This window comes from Chryseobacterium sp. BIGb0232 (assembly GCF_024810195.1).
Classification (GTDB): domain Bacteria; phylum Bacteroidota; class Bacteroidia; order Flavobacteriales; family Weeksellaceae; genus Chryseobacterium; species Chryseobacterium pennae.
Window position 1 is genome coordinate 221867 of the sequence record NZ_JANUEH010000004.1, and the last position, 25347, is coordinate 247213.

Consider the following 25347-nt stretch of genomic DNA (forward strand, 5'->3'; position numbering starts at 1 on the left):
ATATTATGTGTGGAATAGCGGGAATTATAAGCAGTAATGCCAGAAATTACCAGGAGGAAATCCGAAAAATGACAGATTCATTGGTCCACCGTGGTCCGGATTCTTCTCACTATGAATTTTATGAAAATGCCGCATTAGGCCACCGCCGGCTTTCTATCATAGATCTTTCTGACAATGGGAAGCAGCCCATGTTCTCCAATACCAAAAATGAATGTATTGTTCTCAATGGTGAAATCTACGGTTATCAGGATATCAAAAAACACTATGCAGAATATCCCTATCACGGAGGTTCTGATACAGAAGTCATTCTTGCCATGTATCAGAGAAAACAGGAAAACCTTATTCATGATCTTCCCGGAATGTTTGCATTTGCCATTTGGGATGAGCAAAAACAACAGCTATTCTGTGCAAGAGACCGCTTTGGAGAGAAACCTTTTTATTATGCTATCGGTAAAAACAATGAATTTATTTTTGCTTCAGAAATTAAAGCTATTTTAGCTTCAGGGCTTATTCATCCACAAGTAAGTTCTCAGGCACTCTCCCATTATCTTCAATATGGATATGTAAGTTCTCATCAGAGTATTTACAGTAATATTTATACACTTCCACCCGCCCATCAACTAATCTGGAAAGACGGAAAATTTACAATTTCACGCTATTACAGTTTACCGGCAAAAGACAGGGTTATAAGCCTTTCTGATGCTAAAGAAGAATTTCTTCATCTGTTGAAAAATGCAGTTAAAAAGCAGCTTATAGCAGATGTAGAAGTAGGAAGTTTCCTGAGTGGAGGTTTAGACTCTTCCTCTGTTGTTGCTCTGGTAGATGAGTTTTTGCCTCATCAGACTACTATCAGCTTCGGATATGATCATAAAGACAACGAGCTTAAATATGCAAAGGAAATTGCCGACAAATATAAAACCAATCACATTGAGGTTCACGAGAAGAAATCTGATCTCGTTACCTCACTTTTAAAAATATCCCCGTTTTTTGATGAACCTTTTGCAGATGCCTCTTTTATCCCTCATTATGAGATATGCAGAGCGGCAAAAAAGAATCTTACGGTTGTATTATCCGGAGATGTAGGAGATGAATTGTTTGGGGGATACCACTTCTATACCGTTGAAAATAAATTAAAGAAACATTTCAGCTATAAGAACATCATTGCTCAGTTTGGGTTAAAACTATATCAGCAAATAAAACCAACTTCATTCCTTACGAGGAAAAATATAGAGTTTTCATCTATTATGGATTTCCACCTGAATGATGTAAGAAATGCCTTCAATAAGAAAGAACGTGATCTTCTCGGGGTTTCTTCCGATTATCTGCAGACTTATAGTTTTACTCCTGATGCAGATTCTCTGAATGATATTATGAGAGTAGATCTTGAAAATTATGTCCCGGCCAATATGATGGTAAAATCCGACAGAATGGCCATGGCTAATTCTTTGGAAGTAAGAACCCCATTCCTGGATCTGGACTTTGCAGAATTCTGTATTCAATTACCGGATCAGTTGAAACTCAATGACAGTAATGATAAAATTATCCTTCGTGAAGCCATGGGCTCTTATTGGACAGAAACTATCAGGAAACGTCATAAACAAGGGTTTGGCCTTGGAGTAAAAAGCTGGTTTGCGGAAGAGAATCTGATGAATTTTTCAAATGATCTGCTAAAAGATCCTAATCATAAGGTATTTAATTTTATTGACTTTAAAGCAGCTCAGAATTTCCTTGATAAGGATGAAAGACATTGGAATCTTTTACAGCTTGCTTTATGGGCGGATAATAATAAATCCTATTTGTAATGCTGGACATATCTGTTATCATTCCCGTTTACAATGCTGCTGAATTCCTTGAAAAAGCTGTACAGTCTGCCGTTCAGTTTGAAGAAGTAAAAGAAATTATTTTAATTGAGGATCTGTCTACAGACAACTCATTGGAAATTTGTGAGCAACTGAGTACTGAAATTCCAAAAGTAAAATTATTTCAACATCCGGATAAAGGCAATCATGGAGCCGGAGCAGCAAGAAACCTTGGAATAGAAAAAGCAGCCGGAAGCTTTATTGCATTTCTGGATGCCGATGATCACTATCTGCCTAACAGGTTCGATACTGAAAAGGAACTTTTCAAAGACTCAAAAATAGACGGGGTGTTTAACGCTATTGGAACAGAATATTTAACAGAAAAAGGGAAAGAAGAGTTTCAGTCTAAATTTAAAGAAATCTCTCTGAGCACAGTTAATTACCCTGCTGAGGGTGAAGAAGTATTTAAAGGATTACTCAGTCTTTCAACTAAAACCTTCGGTACATCTTTTCATCTCAATTCACTTACTATTAGAAAAGCTTCTCTGGAACCTCATCAGATACGATTCAATAAAGAGCTTCGTGTGCATCAGGATTCAGACTTTATCATTAAACTGGCTTATCATTGTCACTTAAAAACAGGGAACATCACAGAAGCTGTGGCTATGAGAGGTGTTCATGATAATAACAGGATCACTAAAATTGTAAAATATTCACCACAATATAATCAGAGACAGTTTCTTTTATGGCAATCTCTTAATCAATGGGCTATTTCCAATCAGATTCCCGCAGAACCCAGAAAAAGAATCTATCTAATGTATAAATCATTTGATTTGTCTTTAAAGAAAGGTTTTTTCAAATACTGTACTATTTTAGGAGAAGTCCTTAAAAACCCTGAAATATTAAAAACTAAATACCGTTTCACTTACTACAATAGATGAACATGAAGATTTCAGTAATCATACCTGTATACAATGCAGAGAAATATGTATCAAAAGCCGTAGAATCAGCTTTACAGCTTAGTGATGTCTATGAAGTCATTTTGGTGGAAGATCAATCTCCGGATAACGCGCTTCAGGTCTGTCATGAGTTAGTTCAAAAAGATGAGCGGGTAAAGCTTTTCCAACATCCTGACTTGGGCAATCATGGTGCAGGAGCCAGCAGAAATCTGGGTATAGAAAAAGCAACCGGGGAGTTTATTGCTTTTCTTGACGCAGATGATTATTTTTTGCCTAACAGATTTACAGCTGAAAAGGAACTTTTTAAAGATCCAAAAACAGATGGCGTTTTTAATGCCATTGGTACGGAATACCTGACTGAAAAAGGTAAGGAAGAATTCATGACTAATATCAATGACGATGAACTGCTGACGGTCAACTATGCCGCAGAAGGAAATGAAGTTTTCAGAGGCCTCCTGGGACTTACTCCCAGAGTATTTGGTTCGTTTTTCACTTTAGATGCCCTTACCGTCAGAAAACATTCACTTGAAACCAAAAAATTAAGATTTAATGAAGCACTCCGTCTACATCAGGATTCAGATTTCATCATCAAACTTGCTCACCAATGTTACCTGAAATCCGGTATTATAGACCTTCCTGTGGCTATGAGAGGAATGCATGATGATAACAGAATTACCAAAATAATAAAGTATTCTCCACAATATAACCAACGACAATTTCTTTTCTGGAATTCTCTCTACGAATGGTCTACTACTTTATCTCTCGAGAAAGATGCAGCACAGCACATTTATCTTCAGAAAAAGGCATTTGAACTTTCAAAAAAAAAGGGAGTTTCAAAAACAATAGGATTGCTGGCTGCTGTTTTTAAAAACCCCTATATATTAAAAACTAAATATAGATTCACCTATTCTCACGCATAATAAACTTTTCTTAATGTAATAATAAATCCCACAAATGGGTATTTCATGTTATTTTTTTCACTTTACAAGGATGAATTTTCTTACAAAATCGCTGCCCTGATGACATCTACTGTGTTTGTGTGCCATTTTGCAAAAAAAACGAAATCTTAATACCTTAAAATAAAATTAAAACCTTAAATTTCGAATTCAAAAGGTACTAATAAAACGCAATTGTAAATTCTAAATTTATTGTAAAAAGGAGAAAAAATGAGAATCTCAGTAGTTATTCCCGTTTATAATGCAGAAAAGTTTGTTACTCAGGCAGTAGACTCGGTTCTTCAGTTTGATGAAGTGCACGAGATCATTCTGATCGAAGATAAGTCGCCGGACAACGCATTACAAATATGCCGGCAACTTGCCGAAAAACATGAAAGAATAAAACTTTACCAGCATCCGGATAAGGAAAACCACGGTGCCGGCCCAAGCAGAAACCTTGGAATAGAAAAATCAACCGGTGACTTTGTTGCTTTTCTTGATGCAGACGACTATTTCCTACCCAATAGATTCGACGCTGAAAAGGAGCTATTCAAAGATCCAAAAGTAGAAGGTGTCTATGGAGCTCTTGGAGTACACTACTATTCCGAAAAAGCAAAAGAGCAATATTATCAGTTATTTGGAGACAGGCTCACCACAGTCTATAAAAAATATGACCCTAAAGACGTTTTCCCGGGACAGCTTCATATGCTTGGAACCTTTGGACTCTTCAGTATTGATACTTTAACGATACGCAGGGAATCTTTAATGAATAAAGTAACCCCACTTTTCAAACCTCATTTAAGACTTCATGAAGACACTGAATTTTTGTTTCGTCTTTCTTATTATCTGGATCTTTATCCCGGAATTCTGGATGAAGCGATCGCTGTAAGAGGAGTACATGAAAACAACAGAATCACGAAAGTTGATCTGCGTGTCATAGATCCGTCTGTTTCCAGGGCAATGCTTTGGAAAGAAGTTGATCTTTGGTCTCAGACTGAAAACGAGATTTCTGAAGATGTAAGGATACATATCAAAAGGATGCACCGAAGTTTTGAAATCGCAAAAGCTCCCCTAATAAAAAAATGGGGAATGATCATCAAATACTTCTTTACAGATTATAAAAGCATAAGGTCCGGTCTGTACAACATAAATTTCCGGCATTCATTGATCTCTTAAAAACTAAACCCACCATACTTTTACAGCTTAAATTAAACACAAAAGAAAGTTATACAAGGTCATCAGGATCTTTTTATCGGGCACATTTACTGAATCAGATTAAAAAAGTATATTTTTTTATATAAAAAAAAATTCAGGCATAAGTCTTTATAATTGATTATCTTGCAAAGCTTTTATCCACACAAATGATATAAAAAATTAAGTTGACAAAAAATGAAAATTTCAGTAATTATTCCCGTTTACAATGCCGAAAAGTATGTTTCTCAGGCAGTGGAATCTGCTCTGCAGTTTGACGAAGTTTGTGAAGTCATTCTGATAGAAGACAAATCCCCGGATCATGCGCTAGAAGTATGTGAACAGCTTACCAAAAAATACGATCGGGTAAAACTTTATCAACATCCGGATAAAGGGAATCATGGTGCAGGCCCAACACGGAATCTGGGAATAGAAAAATCTACCGGAGATTTTATAGCTTTTCTGGATGCGGATGATTATTTTCTCCCCAATAGATTTGATGCTGAAAGAGAACTTTTCAAAAAACCAGAAATAGAAGGAGTTTATGGTGCTCTTGGTGTGCATTATTATACTGAAAAGGCAAAAGAACAATATTATTCATTATTTGGAGACAGACTCACTACCGTTTATAAAAGACATGAACCTAAAGATGTTTTCCCCGGACAAATCTATATGTTGGGAAGCTTTGGTTTATTCAGTATTGATGCTTTAACGATCCGTAAAGATTCATTAATGAAAAAAATGGATCCATTGTTTAAATCCAGCTTAAGACTGCATCAGGATACAGAGTTTTTGTTCAGACTATCCTATTATCTTAATCTTTATCCCGGAATTTTAGACCAAGCAATAGCTATACGTGGTGTACATGAAGACAACAGAATTACCCAGGTAGATTCTAAAAAAATAAATCCGGCAACTACCCGTGTCCTTTTATGGAAAGAAGTGGATACCTGGGCTGAAAACGAAACTACCCTTCCTGAAAATATAAAACTTCACATCAAAAGAATGTACAGAAGCTTTCAGATTGCCAATGCTTCCACTTCAAAAAAGTGGGGAATGATCATGAAGTTTCTTGTAACAGACTATAGAAGCATCCGTTCCGGTATTTATAACATCAATTTCAGGAATAATTTATTTTAAGTCAGTACACTATTTTCTTCTGACTGCAAGAATAGAATCTGCAATACGGTCAGTAATCCTCAGACTTGATTTTTTATACAAATGGTTTCCATCTGTGTAATCGTATTCTGAATAATTTTTTGAGAAGTCAAAAAACTGCACATTCTGTTTCCTTGCTATATCCCTCAATAATTTGTTAAAATAAGGATATTTTCTATTTTCAATAGCCATAAGGCCTTCTGATGTAGGGAGGCGAACCAGATAAACCTTACCTTTTGTTCTTAGATAATTAATCATTTCATTGATCGCTCTAAGACGCTCCGGTGAAAGTTCTACTGTATTAGCAAGATCTTTATAAAACAGTTCCTTTTTATTTGTTCTCACTGCCACAGAGTCCGGATGCATATTGATATTAACCTCCAGCCAGCCATCGTTGTGAAGAAAAGTGTTGGATCGCCCCAGTTCGGCTCTTTCAGTATAAATCTTAAACCAGCTTCTTGTATAATGTTTCAGCAGATACTCATAGTTGGGAGACTGATCATAAAAATGCATATCATTCAATGGAGAATGCTCTTCAGGGAAATCTTTCTCTTCTTTAATACTTTTATTTAATGACAGATTCCAAGGGCTTACTGTAAAAATAAAAGTCCCGTTTTTGGTTTCAGGATCTAATTTCCTTTTTAAAGCTTTAAAGTAAACCTGTCCATAAGGCGATTCTACAATATTCAAAGAAAAATTATCAAAATCTCTGGAAAGCTTCTTTTTCAAAACTCCGGGAACAACTCCCTGTGAACCTCTTGAGTCACCCAATATAACATTTTGCGGCTTTTTCACAGCAAAATGCATATAGTTATCATCTGTATTGCCATCAGCATAAGATCCAAGAATTGCCAATACAATAAGTACTGCAGCAAAATAAGGTAGTATTTTAATTAAAAATTTCTTCATGCTAAAACTGAAAATAAATAAATTCATTATTCCCGAAATTGGCATAACGGAGAATAATATAAATAACAACCAGATAGAAAATATGTCGTATCCAGGGGCTGAATCTTTTAATTTCTAATCCGTGAAACCTTTCTCTGTTGATCCATTCTATAATCAGCATCAATCCAATCAACGCCAATACTTTTACCGGCAACGGATGCGGAATAGAAAGCAATTCGCGGCTAAAAATTCTGCCAATATAGTGAATCGCCTGTGTTACAGATTCTGCCCTGAAAAAAATCCAGGCGATACAGGTGATCAAAAAAGTAAACAGGATCTGAAAACATTCTTTAAAAGAGGGTAAGAATTTTCCCTGAGCCGCAACTTCCATATTCTGACGATTTCTATTCATCATCAGCAAAGGCATAAAATACAGAGCGTTGAGACCACCCCAGATCATAAACGTCCAATTGGCACCATGCCAGAATCCTGAAACCAGGAAAATAATAAATGTATTTCTGATCTTCATAGAAAGCCCTCCTTTACTTCCTCCCAACGGAATATACAAGTAATCTCTGAACCATGAAGAAAGTGAAATATGCCATCTTCGCCAAAATTCTGCAATGTCTCTGGAGAAATAAGGAAATGCAAAGTTTTTCAGTAATTCAATACCAAATAGTCTGGAAACTCCCAGGGCAATATCAGAATATCCTGAAAAATCTCCATAGATCTGAAAAGCAAACAACACCGTTCCTATCACAAGATTAGCAGGGCTTTCCGTCTGATAATTGTTAAATATTTCATTCACCAATGGTGCACAATTATCAGCAATCACCATTTTTTTGAAAAATCCCCACAAAATCTGCCGCATCCCATCTACCGCCTGCTCATAGTTGAACACTCTCTTCCGCTGTATCTGAGGCAAAAGATGAGTAGCCCTTTCTATTGGTCCCGCCACAAGAAGCGGGAAATAACTTACAAAAACCGCATAGTCTGTAAAACTTCTCTCAGCCTTTATTCTCTTTTTATAGACATCAATCACATAGGAAAGTCCATGAAATGTATAAAACGAAATTCCTACCGGAAGTATGACATTGAGCAGCCACATATTGGCCTTGAAGCCAAAACCGCCAAGAAGGTCTGCAAAGCTCTCAACAAAGAAATTATAATATTTGAAGAATCCCAGAAAACCAAGATTGATGGCAATACTTAAAGTAAGCCAGAATTTAGCTTCCCGATTGGTCTTGCTGTTCTCAATTTTAATTCCTGATACATAATCCAGTCCAATGGAAAACATCAGTAAAAAAAGGAATCGCCAATCCCAGCAGGCATAGAAATAAAAACTGGCCAATAGCAACAGTCTGTTTTGCTCCTGAAATTTTCTGTTGAAAACAAACCAATAGAGGCAAAACACTATTGGTAAAAAAATAAGAAATCCTATTGAATTGAATAACATAGTAATTAGAAGGTATGGGTTATAATACTTCTCTGAAACCTATTGTTTCTGTTTTTATATTATTCTTTTTACAAAAAAATACAAAGTTCAAGTTTTTCTCTGATAGAATATTCTTTATTAATGGAGGAACATTTATTATTTCAATCATTGTAAGTGTTTTAGGTTACACGATTTGTTTTCTGATTTTAATTACTCTTCTGGCACGTTATCAGTGAATTCCGGAATTAAATTTACAATTCTTATTACTAAAGCCTTATATATTATTCTTATTTTCTAAAAAATAATCCGCATTCAACCGTTTAAAATAACTCCGGTATTATTTAATGAGACAAAACATCTCTTGCTACAACTCCTGAAAAATCTTCAACGGATTTCTCATCCAAATGAACCTCATCCAGCCATTTATACGTGCTATCCAATCCATTATAATTGATATAGGAAACGTTTGTTTTTGAAGCAACAGCCTGCATACGGCTATCAAATTCCGGAAATGCCTTTTCTTCTATGGAATAAGGTACTTTATTGACAGGCATTCTTATGATCATCACTTTTCCGTGCTGCTTAAGAAAATCAATCGTTTTTTCAAGATAAAGAATTCTATTTTCAGATACTTTCAATCCGTCAATCCTTTCCTGAAGTTTTCTCATATTCTTTTCGTTGGACTTCTGTTGTTTTTCCGGCGCAACTTTTTTTATAATTTTCAGATCATATCTTCCGTTGTCTAAGATCGTAGAAACTCCAACGATGTTTTTAGGAGGTATGATTTTCTTATTAAGCTCATTGGTAATGGAGGCGTCATAACTTTCAAACAGATATTCAATATTGGGATTGATGGCTACCCTTGAAGTTTTTGCAACACTTTTATCATTCTCAATATAAAATTCCGGACTGTCCGGTTTCTTTTTATCCACCATTAAGGCTGTAGGCTCAACAGTTACAATAAAAACACCATCCTTAGTTTCCGGTTTTATTTTTTTCTCAATAGACTCCAGATATTTGGGACCGTAAGGAGAGTGTGCCCAGGTAAACGAATAATTATATATAGCCGTATTAGGATATTTTGAGTGCAAAATGCGATCCATAATAACAGGATCCATCAATGCAGCCCTTGAGCTTCCCAATACAAAAGAATTCTGCTGGGGAGAGGTAAATCTTCTATAAAAATCATCCGAATGTTTTGATAAAAAATAGATTGCATATCCTAATACCAATAAAGGCAGGATAGAAAATAGGATCAATTTTAAAAGTGATTTCTTCATAATTTAAATTATGCTTGAGCTTACTGGGTTTTTTCTATAATTTCTGTTAATATTAAAACATGGCGTACATAAATCCTTTAGGAGCTATATAAAACAGAAAAACCAAAAACACCAGTACATAATAAAAGCCCCATCGTAAAACGACATTCTTTTTCACCAAAATCTCCTTAATGGCATATTCTTTATCCCGGTTTCCCCATTCCAACAACAGCATAAATACCATTACCAATATCACTTCTTTCTGGATTGGGAAATTGGGTAACTGGAAAAATGACAATGAGAAAATTCCCTGATAATATTTCGCCGCCATTTCCATATCTTTTGAAAAGAAAAGAATCATCAGTAAAGTGAAAAGAACAAACGTTACAGGAATATTCTTTATTTCATCTTTTGTAGGTATGAAGTTGTTCGAGGTTTTAATCTTTTTATTCATTTTCCCACTCAGAATCAATGGAATAAACATGATTCCGCTTACCAGTCCATGAATAATATAATGCCATTCTGCTCCATGCCAGAATCCCACCACAAGAAAATTAATAATGATGGCCATAATCAATCCATATTTATCATAATCTCTGAAATGGATGGATAAAGGAGTAAAAACATATTCAGTAAGCCAGGAGGTCAAAGAAATATGCCATCTTCTCCAGTAGTCGGCAACATTCTGTGCAAACAGTGGATAATTAAAATTGGGTTGAATTTTAATCCCTAACAGCTTGGAAATACCTATAGCCATGTCCGTATATCCTGAGAAATCTGAATACAACTGGATAAAATACAATACTGCCCCGGCAAATAAAGCGCTTCCGTTTAAGGTATGATAAGAATCAAATAGCTGAGAAGTAATTCCGGCAATATTATCTGCTACTACCAACTTTTTGAAAAGCCCCCATAAAACTTGTTTCAGTCCATCCGTAAATTGAGGGGAAGAAAATTCTCTTTTTATTTTCAGATTTTTCAAAAATGGTGTGGCTCTGTCAATTGGTCCGGCAATAATACATGGAAAAAAGGCGATAAAAACGGCATAATCCAGTAGAGGTGGAATTTCCTTCAGCTTATTATTCCTGATATCCAACAAATAACTTATCATCCTGAACGAATAGAAACTGATCCCTATCGGAAAAATAATCTTTAATAATCCCAGTTGATCCTTAGCTCCAAAAAGGTGCAGAAAATCATTAAAGTTCTCAATAAAGAAATTAAAATATTTAAAATACAAAAGCTGAATCAGGACAATAAAAACCCCTGACCTCAACCACCATACCTTAGACTTTTCTTTCTGAGCAGATTTTATTTTATTCCCTACAAAATAGGTAACCCCTGTAGTAGCAACCAATAATGATAAAAACTCCCAACTCCAACTGCTGTAAAAGACATAGCTTCCTATAAGCAGAATTATATTTTGGACCTTCGAGGTTTTTCCACCGAGATAATAAATAAAATAGAGCGCAATAAAGAAAATTATAAAGCTGTATGAATTAAGAAGCATACAACATCTGTTATTTAGAAGTTATAGAGTCTATCATTTCCCCTACATCATTCCAGCTTCTGATTTCTGATGAAGTAAAGCGGATTCCAAAGGCTTTTTCTACCGCTACAATTAACTGAATATGAGAAAGTGAATCCCATTCTTCAATGTCTTCGGCAGTAGTTTCCGGAGTCAGTACAATTTCATTATTATCCAGTTCATCACGGAAAATATCAGTCAGCTTAGCTAAAATTTCATCTTTGTTCATAGTGTCTTGCAATGTGTTTTATAGTTTATGATTAATATATACTTGTTTGTTTTTGTAGTCCTCTACATCCAGTACCCATCGTCCATCCTTTTCTGTGAAGCCCAATCCTTCATAATGATTCATCACCATTTGGTTCTTCGCCGTTGGAATAAACTCTCCTTCTACATATCTGTATCCGTTTTTCCGGGCGACATCTAAAATCGTATTTAAAGTAAAGTCTTCCATTCCCCTTTTCAGAACACGGCAACTCATCAGCCATGTATCTATAAAGAGTGTTTCCTGATCTTTCTTTTCAAGAACAATTACACAGATCAGTCCATTATCACCATACTTATCTTCGAGAGTAAAAGAAATGGTATAATGAGCATCTGAATTCATCAATTCTTGAACGTCCTGTTCCGTATACCTTATTGTCCTCAGGTTAAACTGATTGGAACGTTGTGTTAATTGGGAAACTCTCGGTTTTGAAAAACTATTGAATGCCTGAACATCAGAAACCATATGAAGACTCTTAAGAAAATCTTCAACGTTCGTGAATCGCTCTACATCAACAATCCTCTGAGCTTCTACCTGATACTGTTTCGTTCTTTCAGCATCGTTTTCTGAAAAGCTTGCTGTTTCGAAAAGATTTAAGCCGTAAAGGTATTCCAGATATTCTGCGGGATCTTCCGGAAGTTCCGGAACACAAACCTCAGGCAGGTTTTCTCTTACAATATTCCTTTCAAACGGGTTATCATCCAGAAATACCATAGAATCAAATCCTATATTCAGAATTCCCTGAATTTTCCTGATATTATCTGCCTTATTCTCCCAATTGGCAACAAAAACAGCAATATTATCAAGCTTAAGAACCATGTCAGGATGTTTCTCGAAAGGCTCTTTGGCTTTATCTTCATCATTTTTACTGCAGACAGCAAGGATCACTCCTCTTTGCTGAAGGGCCTTCACCCAATATTGGAATTCTGTAAATGCTTTTCCGATCCCAAAACTTCCAATCTGTATTTTTTCAAGGCCATCATCACCAATAATCCCGCCCCAGGTCGTATTATCCAGATCAAGAATCAAACACTTTTTAAATTTACCTTCCAATGAAGAAATGATTCCGGTAATATGATGGGCTACAATGGGTAATATATCCAGAGACAGCACCATTTCCGTATTCACATAGATATTAGGAGAAAACATAAAATCTCTTCCCCATTTACTCTGAATGGAAACCAGATCTGCAATAAAAAAATTATCATTTTTAAATGCAATTTCTGCTGAAAGAAGATAATTAAGTTTATTCTGCTGGAAAACGAATGAGGACTCTACCTTATTGGAAAAATTCCCAAAAACCTGATTATTGATCGATGGAAAATTACAGTAGATTACTCTGCTTTTGCTTCGTTCCTGTATCGTTTTATATAACTCTGTCACATAAACAAGCTTATTTTCTGCAAAGCAAACCTGAGGATCATATGATTTGTAATACTGAGCCAATAACTTATGAGACGATTCAAAAATGATCGTATAATGAGCATTGAATTCATAGTATTCAGATGTTGGATCCAGAATCTGACGGGAAATCTGCCCGAAATCAGCCTCAAAGATTTCAAATTCAAAACCTTCATTTATTGCGGTTCCTTTTAAGGCAACATTCAGGAATTGAGTTGCGGTATCGCCCAGCAGAGCAATATTTATTTTTTTTAATCCTTTGGAATCTTTACGAAGTTCTTTTTTAAGCTCCGAAAATGTTTTATACATAAATATTCTTTTTTATTAAAACATCAATGTATGCTCTCCCGGCACTGAAAGCGTTTTTTTATTATATTCCTGACCAATGAATTTCTGTATCAGATCTTCATCTGAAATATAAATGTTGGGAACCATTCTCATTTCCATAATTGTGTTGCTTTGTTACAAAAATAAAGATTTTTATCTGATTTTCAACTTTTTCAGATAATCTCTCAGTGGTTTTTCAATACACTGATAAAACAAAATAGAAGTCAGGATAACAACGATTATATAAATCCCAAATACAGTATCAATAGAAAAATTATATTTACGTACCAATTCTCTCAGAATATAAAGAACAGGAATATGCGTAATATACACCGCATAACTTGCCTCACCAAGATATTCCAGAGGTTTCAAAGAAAACAGCTTCGTTAAGACCCCATTATTCTTTGATATTAAAATAATAAGCGGAATAAAAAAGACAGCCATCAACCCATTATGATAAAATACAGGAAGGAAAATCAATGATAACAATACAAGTCCGAAAATAATAATTACAGGAATATCATAATTCTTCTGCCCTGAATTTTTCACAAAAAAAAGTCCCGCAAGATTTCCCACTAAAAATTCATTGATATGCATCAGCGGAAAATAATACAACAGCTCATGGCTTCTTGTATGAGGTCCTTTATAATAAGATGAATCAGCATAGAGACTGCAGAATACCTGTGTAACGATCCAGATAATAACTGTTATCACCCAGATCCTTTTATTTCCTTTAGAATAAAAATAATTATACAGAAAGGGAAACAAAAGATAAAACAGAAGTTCTACAGAAATAGACCAACCGGGAAAATTCACAATCATGCCTTTCAAAACCCAGCTCTGAAACCCGGACAGATATAAAATCCATTCATAGAGAGTGGAACTGGAATATCTGGTCACCAAATACAGCAAAAGCCCCAGTACATACAGAGGATAAATTCTTGCAAACCTGTTTTTATAGTAATCAGAATATTCGATCTTATCTTTTCTATGGTAAGCCACAATCATAATAAAACCTGAAAGAATGAAGAAGTAGCTGACTCCTACATTTGCTTTCAGGAATATATTGGATATATAATCAATTTTATATAAAAACAGATCTTTATTGAAATGGGAAATGACAATCGCCATTGCTGCAAGAAATCTGGTAAACGTTATCTGGCTTATTCTCATAAAACTCTTAAACAGCCGTACTATAAATTGTATATGAAGATTTTGTCATCCAGAAATCTTTAACTATAGGCTCATTATATTTTTATCCGAATAGAATAACAAAAGAAATTATCCCTGCTATGAAACTATTTAATAAAAACACCTATATATTTCCCTTCGTATTCTACTACTGTGGTCCCTATATTATTTTTTTCACAAAAATCCTGATAGGCAGAATTATCACCAATATCATCACTGATGAATACACCACCTTTCTTTAAATGACTGTAGAGCTCATCATATGCCCACATTCTTCCATTATAGCTCTTATCAGAATCATAGTGAAGAACATCGAAGACCGTATTTTCTGCAAAGATCTTCGGCAGTGATTCCTTATCGGCAAAACGAAATAACTTCCAGTTGCCTTTAAGCGTTTCAGGAACTACATACCCTACATATTGATCTCCATCCTGTGCAAGATAAGGCATATCTGAACTGTATAGCGTTCCATTTCTTTTTACCAGAGATAAAAGTGATGCCAGTGAAGACCATCCGTACGCTACACCTGTTTCCACCACATGCTGAGCATTTGTAAACTCACACGCATAGTAGATCAGCTCCAAAGCTCCGGGGCCACCCATTTTTACGGGACAATCCTTTTCTCTTTGGCTAGCCTTTGCTAAAATTTCCTGATAATCACTACGAAAAGCATCTGTTCCAAGCCCAAAAAGCTTTGAAACGGCTTCTTTCTGAGATACTGCCCTTTCGGCTGCCCAGGAATTCGTTTTTTCCTTCCCTTTAAAAGCATTGCCTCTGTTGACTGTATTTTTAATAATTTTCCGGCCTAATTCCGGATAAAGGTCGGGTCTTTTCAGATATCCGATAAATGTTTTGAGAACTCTCGTTATTTCACTCACTGTGTTATCTTTATAATAAAGCAAAAATAAAGATTTTTTTTTCATTTATATAAAAACAGATTATATTTGTGTAACTCAAGTGAAAAAGCATTACCCTATCCCTATTATGAAAGATGCCAGTTTATCATCAGGATCTCATTGTTCAATGAACCCTTTTTTATCAGAATATTTTCTGGAATATCTGCCGGCAATACCTTATAAAAATAACAAGTTCTGTAATCTTTACACTCAGACTGAAATTAACGCTCAACACTCTTTATAACTCAATATGAAGTTTTCCGTACTCATCGCTCACTACAACAATGCAGTATTGTTCAGGGATTGTTATGATTCTCTGCAGAAACAGACCTATGCTGACTGGGAAGCAGTTATTGTAGATGATGCCTCTTCAGAAAATGAAAAAAAGCAGGTAAAAGCTATCATTGCAGGAGATGAAAGATTTAAGTTTTTTGAAAATGAAAAAAACAGTGGCGTAGGTGTTACAAAAAGCAGACTTATAGAGCTGGCTACCGGAGAGATTTGTGGTTTTGTAGATCCTGATGATGCCCTACTTCCTACAGCTATCGAAAAGGCAGTTCAGGTTTTTAAAAATAAAAAGAAAGTAGTACTTACCTACTCCCGCTTTATGGGATGCGATAAAGATCTGAAGCCTATTGCACCTTTTAAATCTGCCATGCAGGTAAGAAACGGAGATCCGTATTTCTTCAATTATCCCAATCAGATCAATCATTTTGTAACCTTCAGAAAGGAGGTCTATGAAAAGACAGAAAAAATGAATCCGGAATTAAGGATAGCAGAAGATCAGGACCTTTACTTAAAAATGTATGAAAAAGGGGACGTTTATTTTATAGATGACACCAATTATCTTTACAGAGCCCACTCTGGAGGTATTTCTCAGAATAACAACAAAGGTAAATCTTACGATTATTTTGCACAGGTTGTACTGGCAACGATGAAAAGAAGGAACCTTACAAGCATCAACGGAAAAAAGATTCCGGAAAAGTATACCAACCATCAGGAGATCTTTGCTCTTTTAGAATATCAGCACGGAATTTGGTACAGGATAAAGAAAAATATAGCAATCACATTACAAAAACTTTTCAGATAATGTCAGAAAACAAGAAAATACAGGTTCTTTTCAGGCACCGCTCTATGGAAATGGGAGGGGTGGAAAAAGTTATTTTGAGCATGCTCAATAACCTTAATCCTGACAAATTTGACATTACGGTCTGCCTGAATCTGAACCAGGGAGAACTGAAAGATGAATTTCCAAAACATGTAAAAAAAGTATACCTGACAGAAGGAAAGGAAGATTTTTCACAAAATCCCCTTATTCATAAACTTCAGCTCATCCGCCGAAGACTGAAATTGTCAAGAGCATTGAAAGATCACAAGATATCCGACCGTATCCTGGGAAATAAAAAATTTGATATTGAGATTGCTCCAACTTATGCTGCTTTCTCATCCGTAATTCATTCCAGTAATAGAGTTTCAAAAAAAATAGGCTGGTTCCACTCTGAAATCAATATTCCGGGAATGAAGCCATTAGTTTCAGATATTCTTAAAAACTTCCCTCAGTTTGACCATATGATCTACTGTTCTCAAAAGATCAAAGACATCATGCATCAATCTTACCCCGATCTGCAATATCCATCTGAAAGTGTAGTCATTAATGCTATTCCTATTGAAGAAATTAAAAGGAAAGCAGAAGAAAAAATAACCGATTTTCCTAAAGGGCCGGTTTTTGTTTCTGTAGGCCGTCTTCATACAAGAAAAGGGTATCATAAGCTTATTGACGCTCACAAAAAACTTATGGATGAAGGGTTTAAACACAGCGTCATGGTTGTGGGTAATGGTGAAGAAATGAAAAATCTGACAGAACAGATTCAAGCCAATAATGTGCAGGATACCTTTATTTTATGTGGAAATAGAATGAATCCTTATCCTTACATCAAAAATGCAGATTACTTCATCCTTTCCTCAGAATCAGAGGCCTGGCCGCTGGTTGTTGCAGAAGCATTAATTCTTCAGACTCCCATTATTGCAACAGATACCGGCGATGTAGGAGTAATGGTAAGAGACAAGGAAACCGGATATCTCATCAATTATGACACAAATGAGATGTATGAAGCAATGAAAACATTTCTGACAGATCCGGAACTTGTTTCCCATATCAGAAAAAATCTCGAAACTATAGAAGACCAATTTGATAATCAGAAGATTTTCAATGCCGTGGAAGAGATCATTGAAAATCTTTATCAAAAATAATTATTGGGCGGAGTATCCTCCGTCTACAACCAGATTTGAGCCTGTTATCCATCTTGCAGCATCAGAAAGCAAGAAAATACAGGCATTTGCCACATCTTCAGGTTTTCCAATTCCAAGCGGATGCTTTTTAAGGATTTCCTCAGCAGCATCTTCACCAATGTTTTCAAACATTTTCTCCAGAATTGGAGTATTCACCATTGCCGGACTGATACTGTTGACCCTAATATTACTTCTTGAAAGCTCCATGGCCATAGAGCGTGCGCCTGAAATTACAGCTCCTTTACTCGATGAGTAGGCAGCCTTTCCGATTTCACCCACCATTCCTGCTACAGAGGATATAAATACAAAACTGGAAGTTTCGGTTTTATATTTTTTAAGGGATAAAACTTTCGCGATTTCAAAACCTGCAATTACATTCACCGCAAAGATATCCTGATACAACTGAGGCGTATGTTTTTTAAGTGGCAATGTTTTTTCCACTCCTGCACAGTGGATAAATCCAGCAATCTTACCCAAAATTGAAACCTTTTCAGCAATTAATTCTTCAAGATTTTCACATTGTGCGATATCAGCAATAATAGTTTCTACTTTAGTGTCCTGAGCCAGCATGGATACCGTTTTCTGCAGTTCTTCATCATTCCTTGCGATAAGGATAAGACTGGCACCACTTTTACTGCATTCTACAGAACAGCTTCTCCCGATCCCGGAAGAAGCCCCTGTAATAAGAATTATTTTATTTTCTAATGAAAACTGATTCATTAATCTTCAAAGTTTTCTTTACCAATAAGATCTCTCAGATCTGAAACAGTTTCAATATCCTTAAATTGTTTTGTATCAATTTTTTTATTGAAATTTTCGTCTACAAAAGCTATAACGGAAAGTAAGCTGATAGAGTCATAGCTTTCTAATGCTTTCAGATTCGTTTCTAATGTAAGCGTTTCATCTTCTTCCAATTCTTCTTGTAATTTTTCTAAAAAAACGGATGTCTTCATATATTTTTTATTTTATGATGTTAATAATTAAATTTCCAATATCGTTGCGCCCCATGAATATCCCACTCCAAAACCGGCCAGTAAAACCTTATCTCCTTCCTTCAGTATTCCCTTGTTCATCATATTTTTCAGAGCAATCGGAATAGTGGCAGAAACGGTATTTCCTGTTTTTTCCATATCAATATAGAACTTTTCTGTAGGAATTTTGGTCTTTTTCCTCAAGTAGTTCAGCATGAATGAATTGGCCTGATGAAATACAAAATGATCAATATCATCCATCGTCAACCCATTCACTTCCATCGTTTCCTTTACCAGCCCGGGAATATTTTCAATCGTGAAATTAAAAATCTCTGGTCCGTTCATATAAAGATTTTCCGGTGAAAACTCATTTTCAGGGTTCAGTTCAAAATCTGTTCTGAATGCTCCTTTTTTAACAATAAGATTTTCTGCTCCACTGCCATCTGTACCCAGGCAGAATTTATAATCACTGCCGCTTTCAGACTTTTCAACAATTGCCGAGGCCGAGGCATCCCCGAATATACTTCGGTTTCCTTTATCTTTTGGATTAATATGCTTGGTATAGGTTTCTGAGGTAACCAATAAAATGTGCTGGGCAATTCCAGCTGCAATTAAGCCTTTGGCAAACGCCAGTCCATATACAAATCCGGAACATCCAAGATTAAAATCCATAGCTCCGATATTTTTTCTCAGGCCAAGCTTATCCTGCAAAATACAGGCTGTAGTAGGAAGGAAGTAATCCGGACTTTGGGTACAGAAAAGAATAAAGTCTATCTTATTCCTGTCATAGTTTTCAAAAAGCCTTTCGGATGATTTCACGGCAAGGTCCAGTACCGTTTCGTTTTCTGATGAGATGTGACGCTGTGCGATGCCTACTTTTTCATGGATCCTTTCGGAACTCCATTCAGGGAACTCTTTTTCCAAATCCTCGTTGGTAAGAACCAGCTCCGGCAAATAATATTCTATTTTGGAAACTTTTATCATATAAATTCTTTTTCTTTGCAAAAGTAAAAAACAAATTTACAATAATGATCTTCATATACCGAATAGTACTGAAAATACATTCTGTCTACCATACTTTCTTAAACAAAGCAAGTTTGGAGGTGGCAAAATATCGTGGTATGAAAGTAGGAAAAAATTTCAATATGCCGGACAAAATTTATTTTGGTACGGAGCCTTATCTTATTGAAATTGGTGATAACGTCAATATTGCTGCCGGGGTAAGATTCGTGAACCACGGTGGGACAACTACTCTTTTGAGAAAACTTCCCGGATATGAGGATGCCAGAATCATGGGCAGAATCAAAATCGGAAATAACTGTACAATCGGGATCAACGGTGTCATTACTCAGGATGTACAAATCGGAAACAACTGTATTTTGGGAGCCAATTCTGTTCTGTCCCAATCTATGCCGGATAATACTGTATTCATTGGTAATCCGGCCCAGTTCCTTTGTACCATTGAGGATTATGGAGATATCGTTTTAAAAAATAATCCAGACTATCCGAGAGAACTGGAAAAAGACCGTAAAAAGCTTGACGAATATATTAAAGCTAATCTTCCTCATAAATATAAAAAGGCAAGAAGAATCAGATAATCAGATCTTCTGAAATAAGAAAACGTATATATTCACCTATCCATTCATTCCCTTGTTTTATTTCTTCCGAAAAGGTCTTTATTTAACAATAATTTATATTCTTTCTGAACGTAAACATCGTTTTTTTTATATTTTTGTAAGCCACCCTCAAAAATTACCGGTGTGCATAACAGAAAAATATTTATTTAAAAACTGGTTTTTCCTTAATAAGGATAACAGTCTGCAAATATTTTTCACAGAATATAAAGACCTCTGAATGAAAAAAAAGATTCTTATACGTATCGGATCCCTCCGCCATGGTGGTGCAGAAAAAGTTTTAGTGAATTTTCTTAAAAACCTTCCCGAAGACAAATATGAAGTTGACTTATTAATCAATCTCTATACAGGAATGTACATTAAGGAAGTTCCGTCATGGGTAAAACTGCACTATCTTCTGAAAGGAGAAATGATTACTACCAACAGGCCTCATGAAATTCCGGTAAAGGCATTCAGGGTACTTTATCAGAAAATGTTCCTGCTGTTTCCTTCCTTACTGTATAAGTTCGTCTTAAAAAACAAAAAATACGATGTAGAAATTGCAGCCATCCATGGGATGTACCAAGAACTTTTATCCAGCCCGCAAAAGGATTCCAAAAAGATCATCTGGATTCAGAATGATATATTTAATCTGAAAGAATATACTCCGGATGTCATCAGGCAGCTTTTCAGATTTGACAGAATATTAGTGATTTCCAATAAACTGAAGGAAGAAATGCAGAAATCAGCACATAATGAAAAGGAAAAACAGGCTGTTGTTAAAATCTTCAATCCCATTGACAGACAGGATACACTACAGAAGGCTGATGTTCCCATCAATGATTTCCCATTCTCCAAAGATCTTCCAACCTTTGTAACCATAGGAACCGTATATCCCCAAAAAGGCTATGACAGGCTTCTTGATGTTCATAAGAAATTAATGGATGAAGGTTTTCAACATCAGATCATCATTATAGGAGACGGTTTTGATTTTGAAAATATTCAGGCTAAACTCAACCAACTTGGACTTCAGGAAACGGTAAAAATGCTTGGTTTCAGAAGTAATCCTTATCCTTATCTTAAACAATCCGATTTTTATGTAATGTCTTCCCGACATGAGGGTTTCCCTACTATTATTGCAGAAGCTCTTATTCTGAATAAACCGGTAGTTTCAACCGATGTTTCGGGGATAAAAGACCTGCTTCAGGATGGAAAACTTGGCCTCATTACTTCCAATTCAGAAGAGGGAATTTATGAAGGAATGAAAAAAATCTTAACTACCCATGAACTTGCCGGACAATATGAGAAGGAGATTGCCAATACTGATCTTCCGTTCGTTCTTGAAAAATCGGTAGCTCATCTACAGGAGATCATTGATAACGTATAAAATATTTTGTTATGCCAGAGTATACAGCAATACAGAAAGATTTTTACAGGGAAAGCGGGCAATGGCTTTCCACTTTTGGGATTTGGAAAAAGTGTATTAATCCCAATCTCCATTATCTCTATATTCTCAGAAAAGCACAGAAATATCACCAAAAATCTATTTCCGGCCTATTCTGGAAATTGGTTTTAAGACATTATCAGATCAAATACGGATTTCAGATCTACCCGGAAACCCAGATTGGCGAAGGTTTATATTTGGGACATTGGGGAGCACTGGTCATCAATCCTAAAGCTAAAATCGGTAAAAACTGTAATATTGCCCAAGGGGTAACCATCGGACAGCAGAACAGAGGAAAAAATGAAGGCTATCCCATTATCGGAGATGAAGTGTGGATAGGTCCTAATGCCGTTATTGTAGGAAATATAAACATTGGAAGTAATGTACTGATTGCTCCCAACGCTTATGTTAATTTTGATGTTCCCGGGGATTCAATGGTCATGGGAAATCCCGGTAAGATTTATCCTGCAGAAAATGCAACACAAGGCTACATCAACAATAAGGTTCTTTAGTCAGTATTAAGATTCTTTTTATTAATAAAATAGGCTACCAATACATTGGGAAGCCAACATAACCATGCTACTGCAAGATACGAGTTATCAGGATCCTGTGTGAGATTTTTCAACAAAGGATACCAAAGTCTTAATGTCACTGCAGCAAAGGTACAGGCATAGCTGTAAATCATAAACTGCTGATGCTTCATAACATTTCCCTTTCTGATCTGAATAAGGGCAACTAATGTAGAAATGAGCCATACCAATCCCAAAGACATAAATCCGGCAGATGATATAATTCCTCCATTAGCATATATCCCCATATAAATAGCGGAAACAGAACTTATGAAAACAGAAACAACATAGGTTTTTCCAATTATCCGGTGAAGCCTCAGATGCTTATTTCGAAACTTAATACCAAACTGACGCCAGCCAATAAAAAGGGAAATCCCCCCAAAAATAATATGGGCAAAAAATGCAAATTTCCAGATTTGGTTTTGAAGAACTTCCGAAGGTTTAGATCCCAGAAAAGTATTTTTATGTTCAACAAAAACATAAATCAATGGATACAAACCTATTATCAAAGCAAAAATACAGATGATAACGAATAAGAATTGCTTCATAGCAGTTGATTAATTTTTCTGTAAAAATGAGGAGAAAAAACTGTTCAACTATGCCAAAATGAAAGGTGGGACAAATGCCCAGACACTAATTACCAAATATTTACACAAAATAACTTATTCTATATCAAAATTAAGGTTCTTTAAAAATTCTCTTGGTGAACAGTCCATATATTTTTTAAAACTCCTGTTAAATGAAGTCTTTGAATTAAAACCACTTTCAAATGCCAGAGATAAAATAGTGTATTTCTGATTTTCAGGAAGTACAGCAATTCTTTTAAATTCTTCAATCCGTTGCCGGTTAATATAATCGTAAAAATTTTTGTTTTCCATTGAATTAATAACCTGAGATAATATGTTGGGATGAACATCGAGCAGTTTTGCAACATGATTTAGGTTCAGGTCCGGATTCATGTACAGTTTTTCATGCTCCATTTTATATATAAGCTTACTATAAATAGCTTTTATAACCTCATCTCCCGGAGAATTTTTCTGATACTTTACCACTTCATTATCAGAATACTTTTCATCCTCCACAGTATCTAAAACAGGTAAATTAAGAATACCTACACGGCTGATCCCGAAATAAGCCGCTACCAGAATAAACAGAACAACCATAGAAAAAATAAGAATATTATTTCTTATAATAACAGCAATCCATATCAGGGCAATTCCGGTAATCAAATAATATGACCAATTCAGGTTAATTTTCTCTGTATTGGAAAATTGATTGGCAATTTTTTTCTTGTATTGCCTTACAGCAAGGAGACTTAGTCCTACATATAAAACTCCGGAAAAAATCATTAAAACCTTAATAATATTGCTTAATACTTCATATCCCCTACCCTTATTCTGATATACCTCCACCTTTGCCTGAGGAGACAGCATCAGAAATTGAAGTAAGCTAATATAGATCATCAAAATGGGCAACCAATGCAGCAGCCAAATCTTTTTGCCAGAATTCCTGCCCGTTATCCCCAAAATATACAAATACAACATAGGACCATGCATAAAAGGAAACGGAATTTCAAATCCAATGAGATAAGGAAATTTCAAATAGCCCTCAGCACGGAATAATACAAAAAAAACAAGATGGGCTCCTATAATCAAAAACCATATTGCTAAAAGAAAATCATCTGTTTTCTTTTCCCGCTTCCCTAATATGAGAAAAGATGAAAAACAGGCAATAAAAATTCCTGCCCAATATAATATTCCCAGATCAAAATCTTCCATTAAGGCTACCCATTTAAAATCAGGACCTTAATTTATTCATTTTTTGACAGCAAATAGTATTTATCTTCAACGGATTAATCATCTGTTCTTCTATACAGTATAAAAATTTAAAAATATTTTAATCTTCAGGTCTCATTTTTTGGTTTATACTTTGTAATTTTATCTTAGTTTTTAAACGTTTGATTTATTGAGAAATCATGATGCACTCTAAGACAAAGTATACCGGAGTATTAGACATGACTTTAAGCATATTTTAATATTAAACTTTGTTAAAAGTGGATGGTTTTTCTGCAAAAAGTATATTTTTGCATAATTATTGATTCAGTCTATTGAATTCGAAAATAATTTAAACGAAATAAATAATTATAAACCTTTTTAAATTTAAAATTATGTCACAATCGTACGAGGTTATTTTTGAAAACAACAAAAAATGGGTAGAATCTAAAATTGAGAAAGATCCAAATTTCTTCCATGAACTGGCAAAAACTCAGCATCCTGACTATCTGTATATCGGATGTTCAGACAGCAGAGCAACAGCGGAAGAATTAATGGGTGCAAAACCAGGAGAAGTTTTTGTTCACAGAAATATCGCCAATATCGTAAATACTTTAGACATGAGCTCCACAGCCGTTATTCAATATGCTGTAGAACATCTTAAAGTAAAACACATTGTGGTATGTGGGCATTACAACTGTGGTGGTGTAAAAGCTGCGATGACTCCCCAGGATTTAGGATTACTGAATCCATGGCTGAGAAACATCCGTGACGTTTACAGATTGCACCAGGCTGAACTGGATTCTATCAAAGATGAAGATAAACGTTATGACAGACTTGTTGAACTTAACGTTCAGGAGCAATGTATTAACGTCATCAAAATGGCCTGTGTACAGGAAAGGTATATTTTAGAAGAACAACCTATTGTACATGGCTGGGTATTTGACCTTAGAACAGGAAAGATCATTGATCTTGAAATTGATTTTGAGAAAATCTTAAAAGACATTCAGAAGATCTATAACCTTACAGGTTCTGATTGGGTAATGAGCAAAAAAACCAAGTAGGTTTTCTAAAAAGAAATGTGAAATGAAATTCTGGAGTATTATTGTATTAACGTTTTTTCTGAATTTTACAGCGCTTCCAAGCATAGCTGCGGTTGCGGGCTGGGATATTCTGAGAACGAATATAATAGTAAATGAAGAAGAACCGCATTCTCACCCGTCCTCATTTATTGTTTACGAAAAGACTATACCCAAGCCTTTGGATGTTTTCGATTATCTGAAATTTTCCGAGCCAGATCCTCAGGCTATGTCTTTTGTGTTGATAGATGATTCCTTTCATCTATCCCCTTTACTTACCATATTTTCTCCGCCTCCGGAAGCTTAATTTTTAAAGTAGTAGTTAGATTTTATAGTTATTCATGCCTTCCAGGTACTGAATAAGCTGTGTATGCTTTG

General features: G+C 35.4%; 26 protein-coding genes. 12 read left to right on the forward strand and 14 right to left on the reverse strand.

All coding sequences use genetic code 11. From position 1 onward, the window contains the following. Positions 1–5 precede the first annotated feature (5 nt). The 5 genes from asnB to M2372_RS12550 all read left to right on the forward strand — a co-directional run bounded on the left by asnB (position 6) and on the right by M2372_RS12550 (position 6024). Positions 6–1802, forward strand: a complete 1797-nt coding sequence (gene asnB, locus M2372_RS12530; RefSeq protein ID WP_123320483.1) for an asparagine synthase (glutamine-hydrolyzing) — start codon at positions 6–8, stop codon at positions 1800–1802. Then, positions 1802–2740, forward strand: a complete 939-nt coding sequence (locus M2372_RS12535) for a glycosyltransferase family 2 protein (protein WP_123320482.1) — start codon at positions 1802–1804, stop codon at positions 2738–2740. The genes asnB and M2372_RS12535 overlap by 1 nt, the downstream gene beginning before the upstream one ends. Positions 2741–2742: 2 nt before the next feature. Further along, the gene (locus M2372_RS12540; protein ID WP_123320481.1) at positions 2743–3678 is read left to right on the forward strand and encodes a glycosyltransferase family 2 protein; all 936 of its coding nucleotides are present in this window, start codon (positions 2743–2745) and stop codon (positions 3676–3678) included. A gap of 246 nt (positions 3679–3924) precedes the next feature. After that, positions 3925–4869 carry a glycosyltransferase family 2 protein gene (locus tag M2372_RS12545; RefSeq protein ID WP_115968063.1) on the forward strand — a complete coding sequence of 315 codons (945 nt, stop codon included), beginning with the start codon at positions 3925–3927 and terminating at the stop codon, positions 4867–4869. Positions 4870–5082: 213 nt separating this feature from the next. Next, positions 5083–6024, forward strand: coding sequence for a glycosyltransferase family 2 protein (locus M2372_RS12550; RefSeq protein ID WP_115968065.1), 942 nt, complete (start codon positions 5083–5085; stop codon positions 6022–6024). Between the two features lie 9 nt (positions 6025–6033). Here the strand turns inward: M2372_RS12550 and M2372_RS12555 are convergent, their stop codons facing one another. The 9 genes from M2372_RS12555 to M2372_RS12595 all read right to left on the reverse strand — a co-directional run bounded on the left by M2372_RS12555 (position 6034) and on the right by M2372_RS12595 (position 15259). Beyond that, positions 6034–6951, reverse strand: coding sequence for a hypothetical protein (locus M2372_RS12555; protein ID WP_228438426.1), 918 nt, complete (start codon positions 6949–6951; stop codon positions 6034–6036). A 1-nt stretch (position 6952) separates the two neighbouring features. Beyond that, positions 6953–8386 (reverse strand): MBOAT family protein, encoded by a 1434-nt coding sequence (locus tag M2372_RS12560; RefSeq protein ID WP_123320480.1) that lies wholly within the window; start codon positions 8384–8386, stop codon positions 6953–6955. Positions 8387–8706: 320 nt separating this feature from the next. Beyond that, entirely contained in the window at positions 8707–9645 is a 939-nt protein-coding gene (locus M2372_RS12565; RefSeq protein WP_123320479.1) for a hypothetical protein, read from the reverse strand. Between the two features lie 52 nt (positions 9646–9697). Beyond that, positions 9698–11134, reverse strand: a complete 1437-nt coding sequence (locus M2372_RS12570) for an MBOAT family protein (protein WP_123320478.1) — start codon at positions 11132–11134, stop codon at positions 9698–9700. A gap of 10 nt (positions 11135–11144) precedes the next feature. Then, on the reverse strand, positions 11145–11381 hold the full coding sequence (locus tag M2372_RS12575) for an acyl carrier protein (RefSeq protein ID WP_115968075.1): 237 nt from the start codon (positions 11379–11381) through the stop codon (positions 11145–11147). Between the two features lie 18 nt (positions 11382–11399). After that, positions 11400–13127, reverse strand: a complete 1728-nt coding sequence (locus tag M2372_RS12580) for an HAD family hydrolase (RefSeq protein ID WP_123320477.1) — start codon at positions 13125–13127, stop codon at positions 11400–11402. A 15-nt stretch (positions 13128–13142) separates the two neighbouring features. Beyond that, positions 13143–13265: a hypothetical protein gene (locus tag M2372_RS12585; RefSeq protein ID WP_259080860.1), complete on the reverse strand. Its 123-nt coding sequence runs from the start codon at positions 13263–13265 to the stop codon at positions 13143–13145. A 33-nt stretch (positions 13266–13298) separates the two neighbouring features. Beyond that, positions 13299–14318 (reverse strand): acyltransferase, encoded by a 1020-nt coding sequence (locus M2372_RS12590; protein ID WP_123320476.1) that lies wholly within the window; start codon positions 14316–14318, stop codon positions 13299–13301. 125 nt (positions 14319–14443) lie between these two features. Beyond that, the gene (locus tag M2372_RS12595; protein WP_115968080.1) at positions 14444–15259 is read right to left on the reverse strand and encodes a class I SAM-dependent methyltransferase; all 816 of its coding nucleotides are present in this window, start codon (positions 15257–15259) and stop codon (positions 14444–14446) included. 223 nt (positions 15260–15482) lie between these two features. Here M2372_RS12595 and M2372_RS12600 point away from each other — a divergent pair, with 223 nt between their 5' ends. Together M2372_RS12600 and M2372_RS12605 are read left to right on the forward strand one after the other, a co-directional pair. Next, a complete protein-coding gene (locus M2372_RS12600; protein ID WP_123320475.1) occupies positions 15483–16322 on the forward strand; it encodes a glycosyltransferase in 840 nt (279 codons plus the stop codon). Next, positions 16322–17482: a glycosyltransferase gene (locus M2372_RS12605; RefSeq protein ID WP_123320627.1), complete on the forward strand. Its 1161-nt coding sequence runs from the start codon at positions 16322–16324 to the stop codon at positions 17480–17482. Before M2372_RS12600 ends, M2372_RS12605 begins: the two co-directional genes overlap by 1 nt. On the opposite strand, the gene M2372_RS12610 is transcribed toward M2372_RS12605, so the two are convergent. The 3 genes from M2372_RS12610 to M2372_RS12620 are packed head-to-tail and all read right to left on the reverse strand — an operon-like array spanning position 17483 to position 19476. Beyond that, the gene (locus M2372_RS12610; protein ID WP_123320474.1) at positions 17483–18241 is read right to left on the reverse strand and encodes an SDR family NAD(P)-dependent oxidoreductase; all 759 of its coding nucleotides are present in this window, start codon (positions 18239–18241) and stop codon (positions 17483–17485) included. It lies immediately after the preceding gene. After that, on the reverse strand, positions 18241–18474 hold the full coding sequence (locus M2372_RS12615) for a phosphopantetheine-binding protein (RefSeq protein ID WP_115968084.1): 234 nt from the start codon (positions 18472–18474) through the stop codon (positions 18241–18243). The genes M2372_RS12610 and M2372_RS12615 overlap by 1 nt, the downstream gene beginning before the upstream one ends. Positions 18475–18501: 27 nt before the next feature. Further along, positions 18502–19476: a 3-oxoacyl-ACP synthase III family protein gene (locus tag M2372_RS12620; RefSeq protein WP_123320473.1), complete on the reverse strand. Its 975-nt coding sequence runs from the start codon at positions 19474–19476 to the stop codon at positions 18502–18504. 137 nt (positions 19477–19613) lie between these two features. Here M2372_RS12620 and M2372_RS12625 point away from each other — a divergent pair, with 137 nt between their 5' ends. The 3 genes from M2372_RS12625 to M2372_RS12635 all read left to right on the forward strand — a co-directional run bounded on the left by M2372_RS12625 (position 19614) and on the right by M2372_RS12635 (position 22061). After that, complete coding sequence (locus M2372_RS12625; RefSeq protein WP_228438430.1) at positions 19614–20090, forward strand: DapH/DapD/GlmU-related protein; 477 nt, start codon at positions 19614–19616, stop codon at positions 20088–20090. A 256-nt stretch (positions 20091–20346) separates the two neighbouring features. Further along, positions 20347–21492, forward strand: a complete 1146-nt coding sequence (locus M2372_RS12630; RefSeq protein WP_123320471.1) for a glycosyltransferase — start codon at positions 20347–20349, stop codon at positions 21490–21492. Between the two features lie 11 nt (positions 21493–21503). Next, positions 21504–22061, forward strand: coding sequence for a serine O-acetyltransferase (locus M2372_RS12635; RefSeq protein ID WP_115968090.1), 558 nt, complete (start codon positions 21504–21506; stop codon positions 22059–22061). On the opposite strand, the gene M2372_RS12640 is transcribed toward M2372_RS12635, so the two are convergent. After that, a complete protein-coding gene (locus tag M2372_RS12640) occupies positions 22058–22666 on the reverse strand; it encodes a DUF2306 domain-containing protein (RefSeq protein ID WP_123320470.1) in 609 nt (202 codons plus the stop codon). The genes M2372_RS12635 and M2372_RS12640 overlap by 4 nt on opposite strands. 114 nt (positions 22667–22780) lie before the next feature. Next, positions 22781–23896 (reverse strand): helix-turn-helix domain-containing protein, encoded by a 1116-nt coding sequence (locus M2372_RS12645; RefSeq protein WP_123320469.1) that lies wholly within the window; start codon positions 23894–23896, stop codon positions 22781–22783. Between the two features lie 389 nt (positions 23897–24285). Here M2372_RS12645 and M2372_RS12650 point away from each other — a divergent pair, with 389 nt between their 5' ends. Both M2372_RS12650 and M2372_RS12655 read left to right on the forward strand, forming a co-directional pair. Further along, positions 24286–24954 (forward strand): carbonic anhydrase, encoded by a 669-nt coding sequence (locus tag M2372_RS12650; protein ID WP_115968095.1) that lies wholly within the window; start codon positions 24286–24288, stop codon positions 24952–24954. 22 nt (positions 24955–24976) lie between these two features. Continuing rightward, positions 24977–25276 (forward strand): hypothetical protein, encoded by a 300-nt coding sequence (locus tag M2372_RS12655; protein ID WP_115968096.1) that lies wholly within the window; start codon positions 24977–24979, stop codon positions 25274–25276. Positions 25277–25347 lie beyond the last annotated feature (71 nt).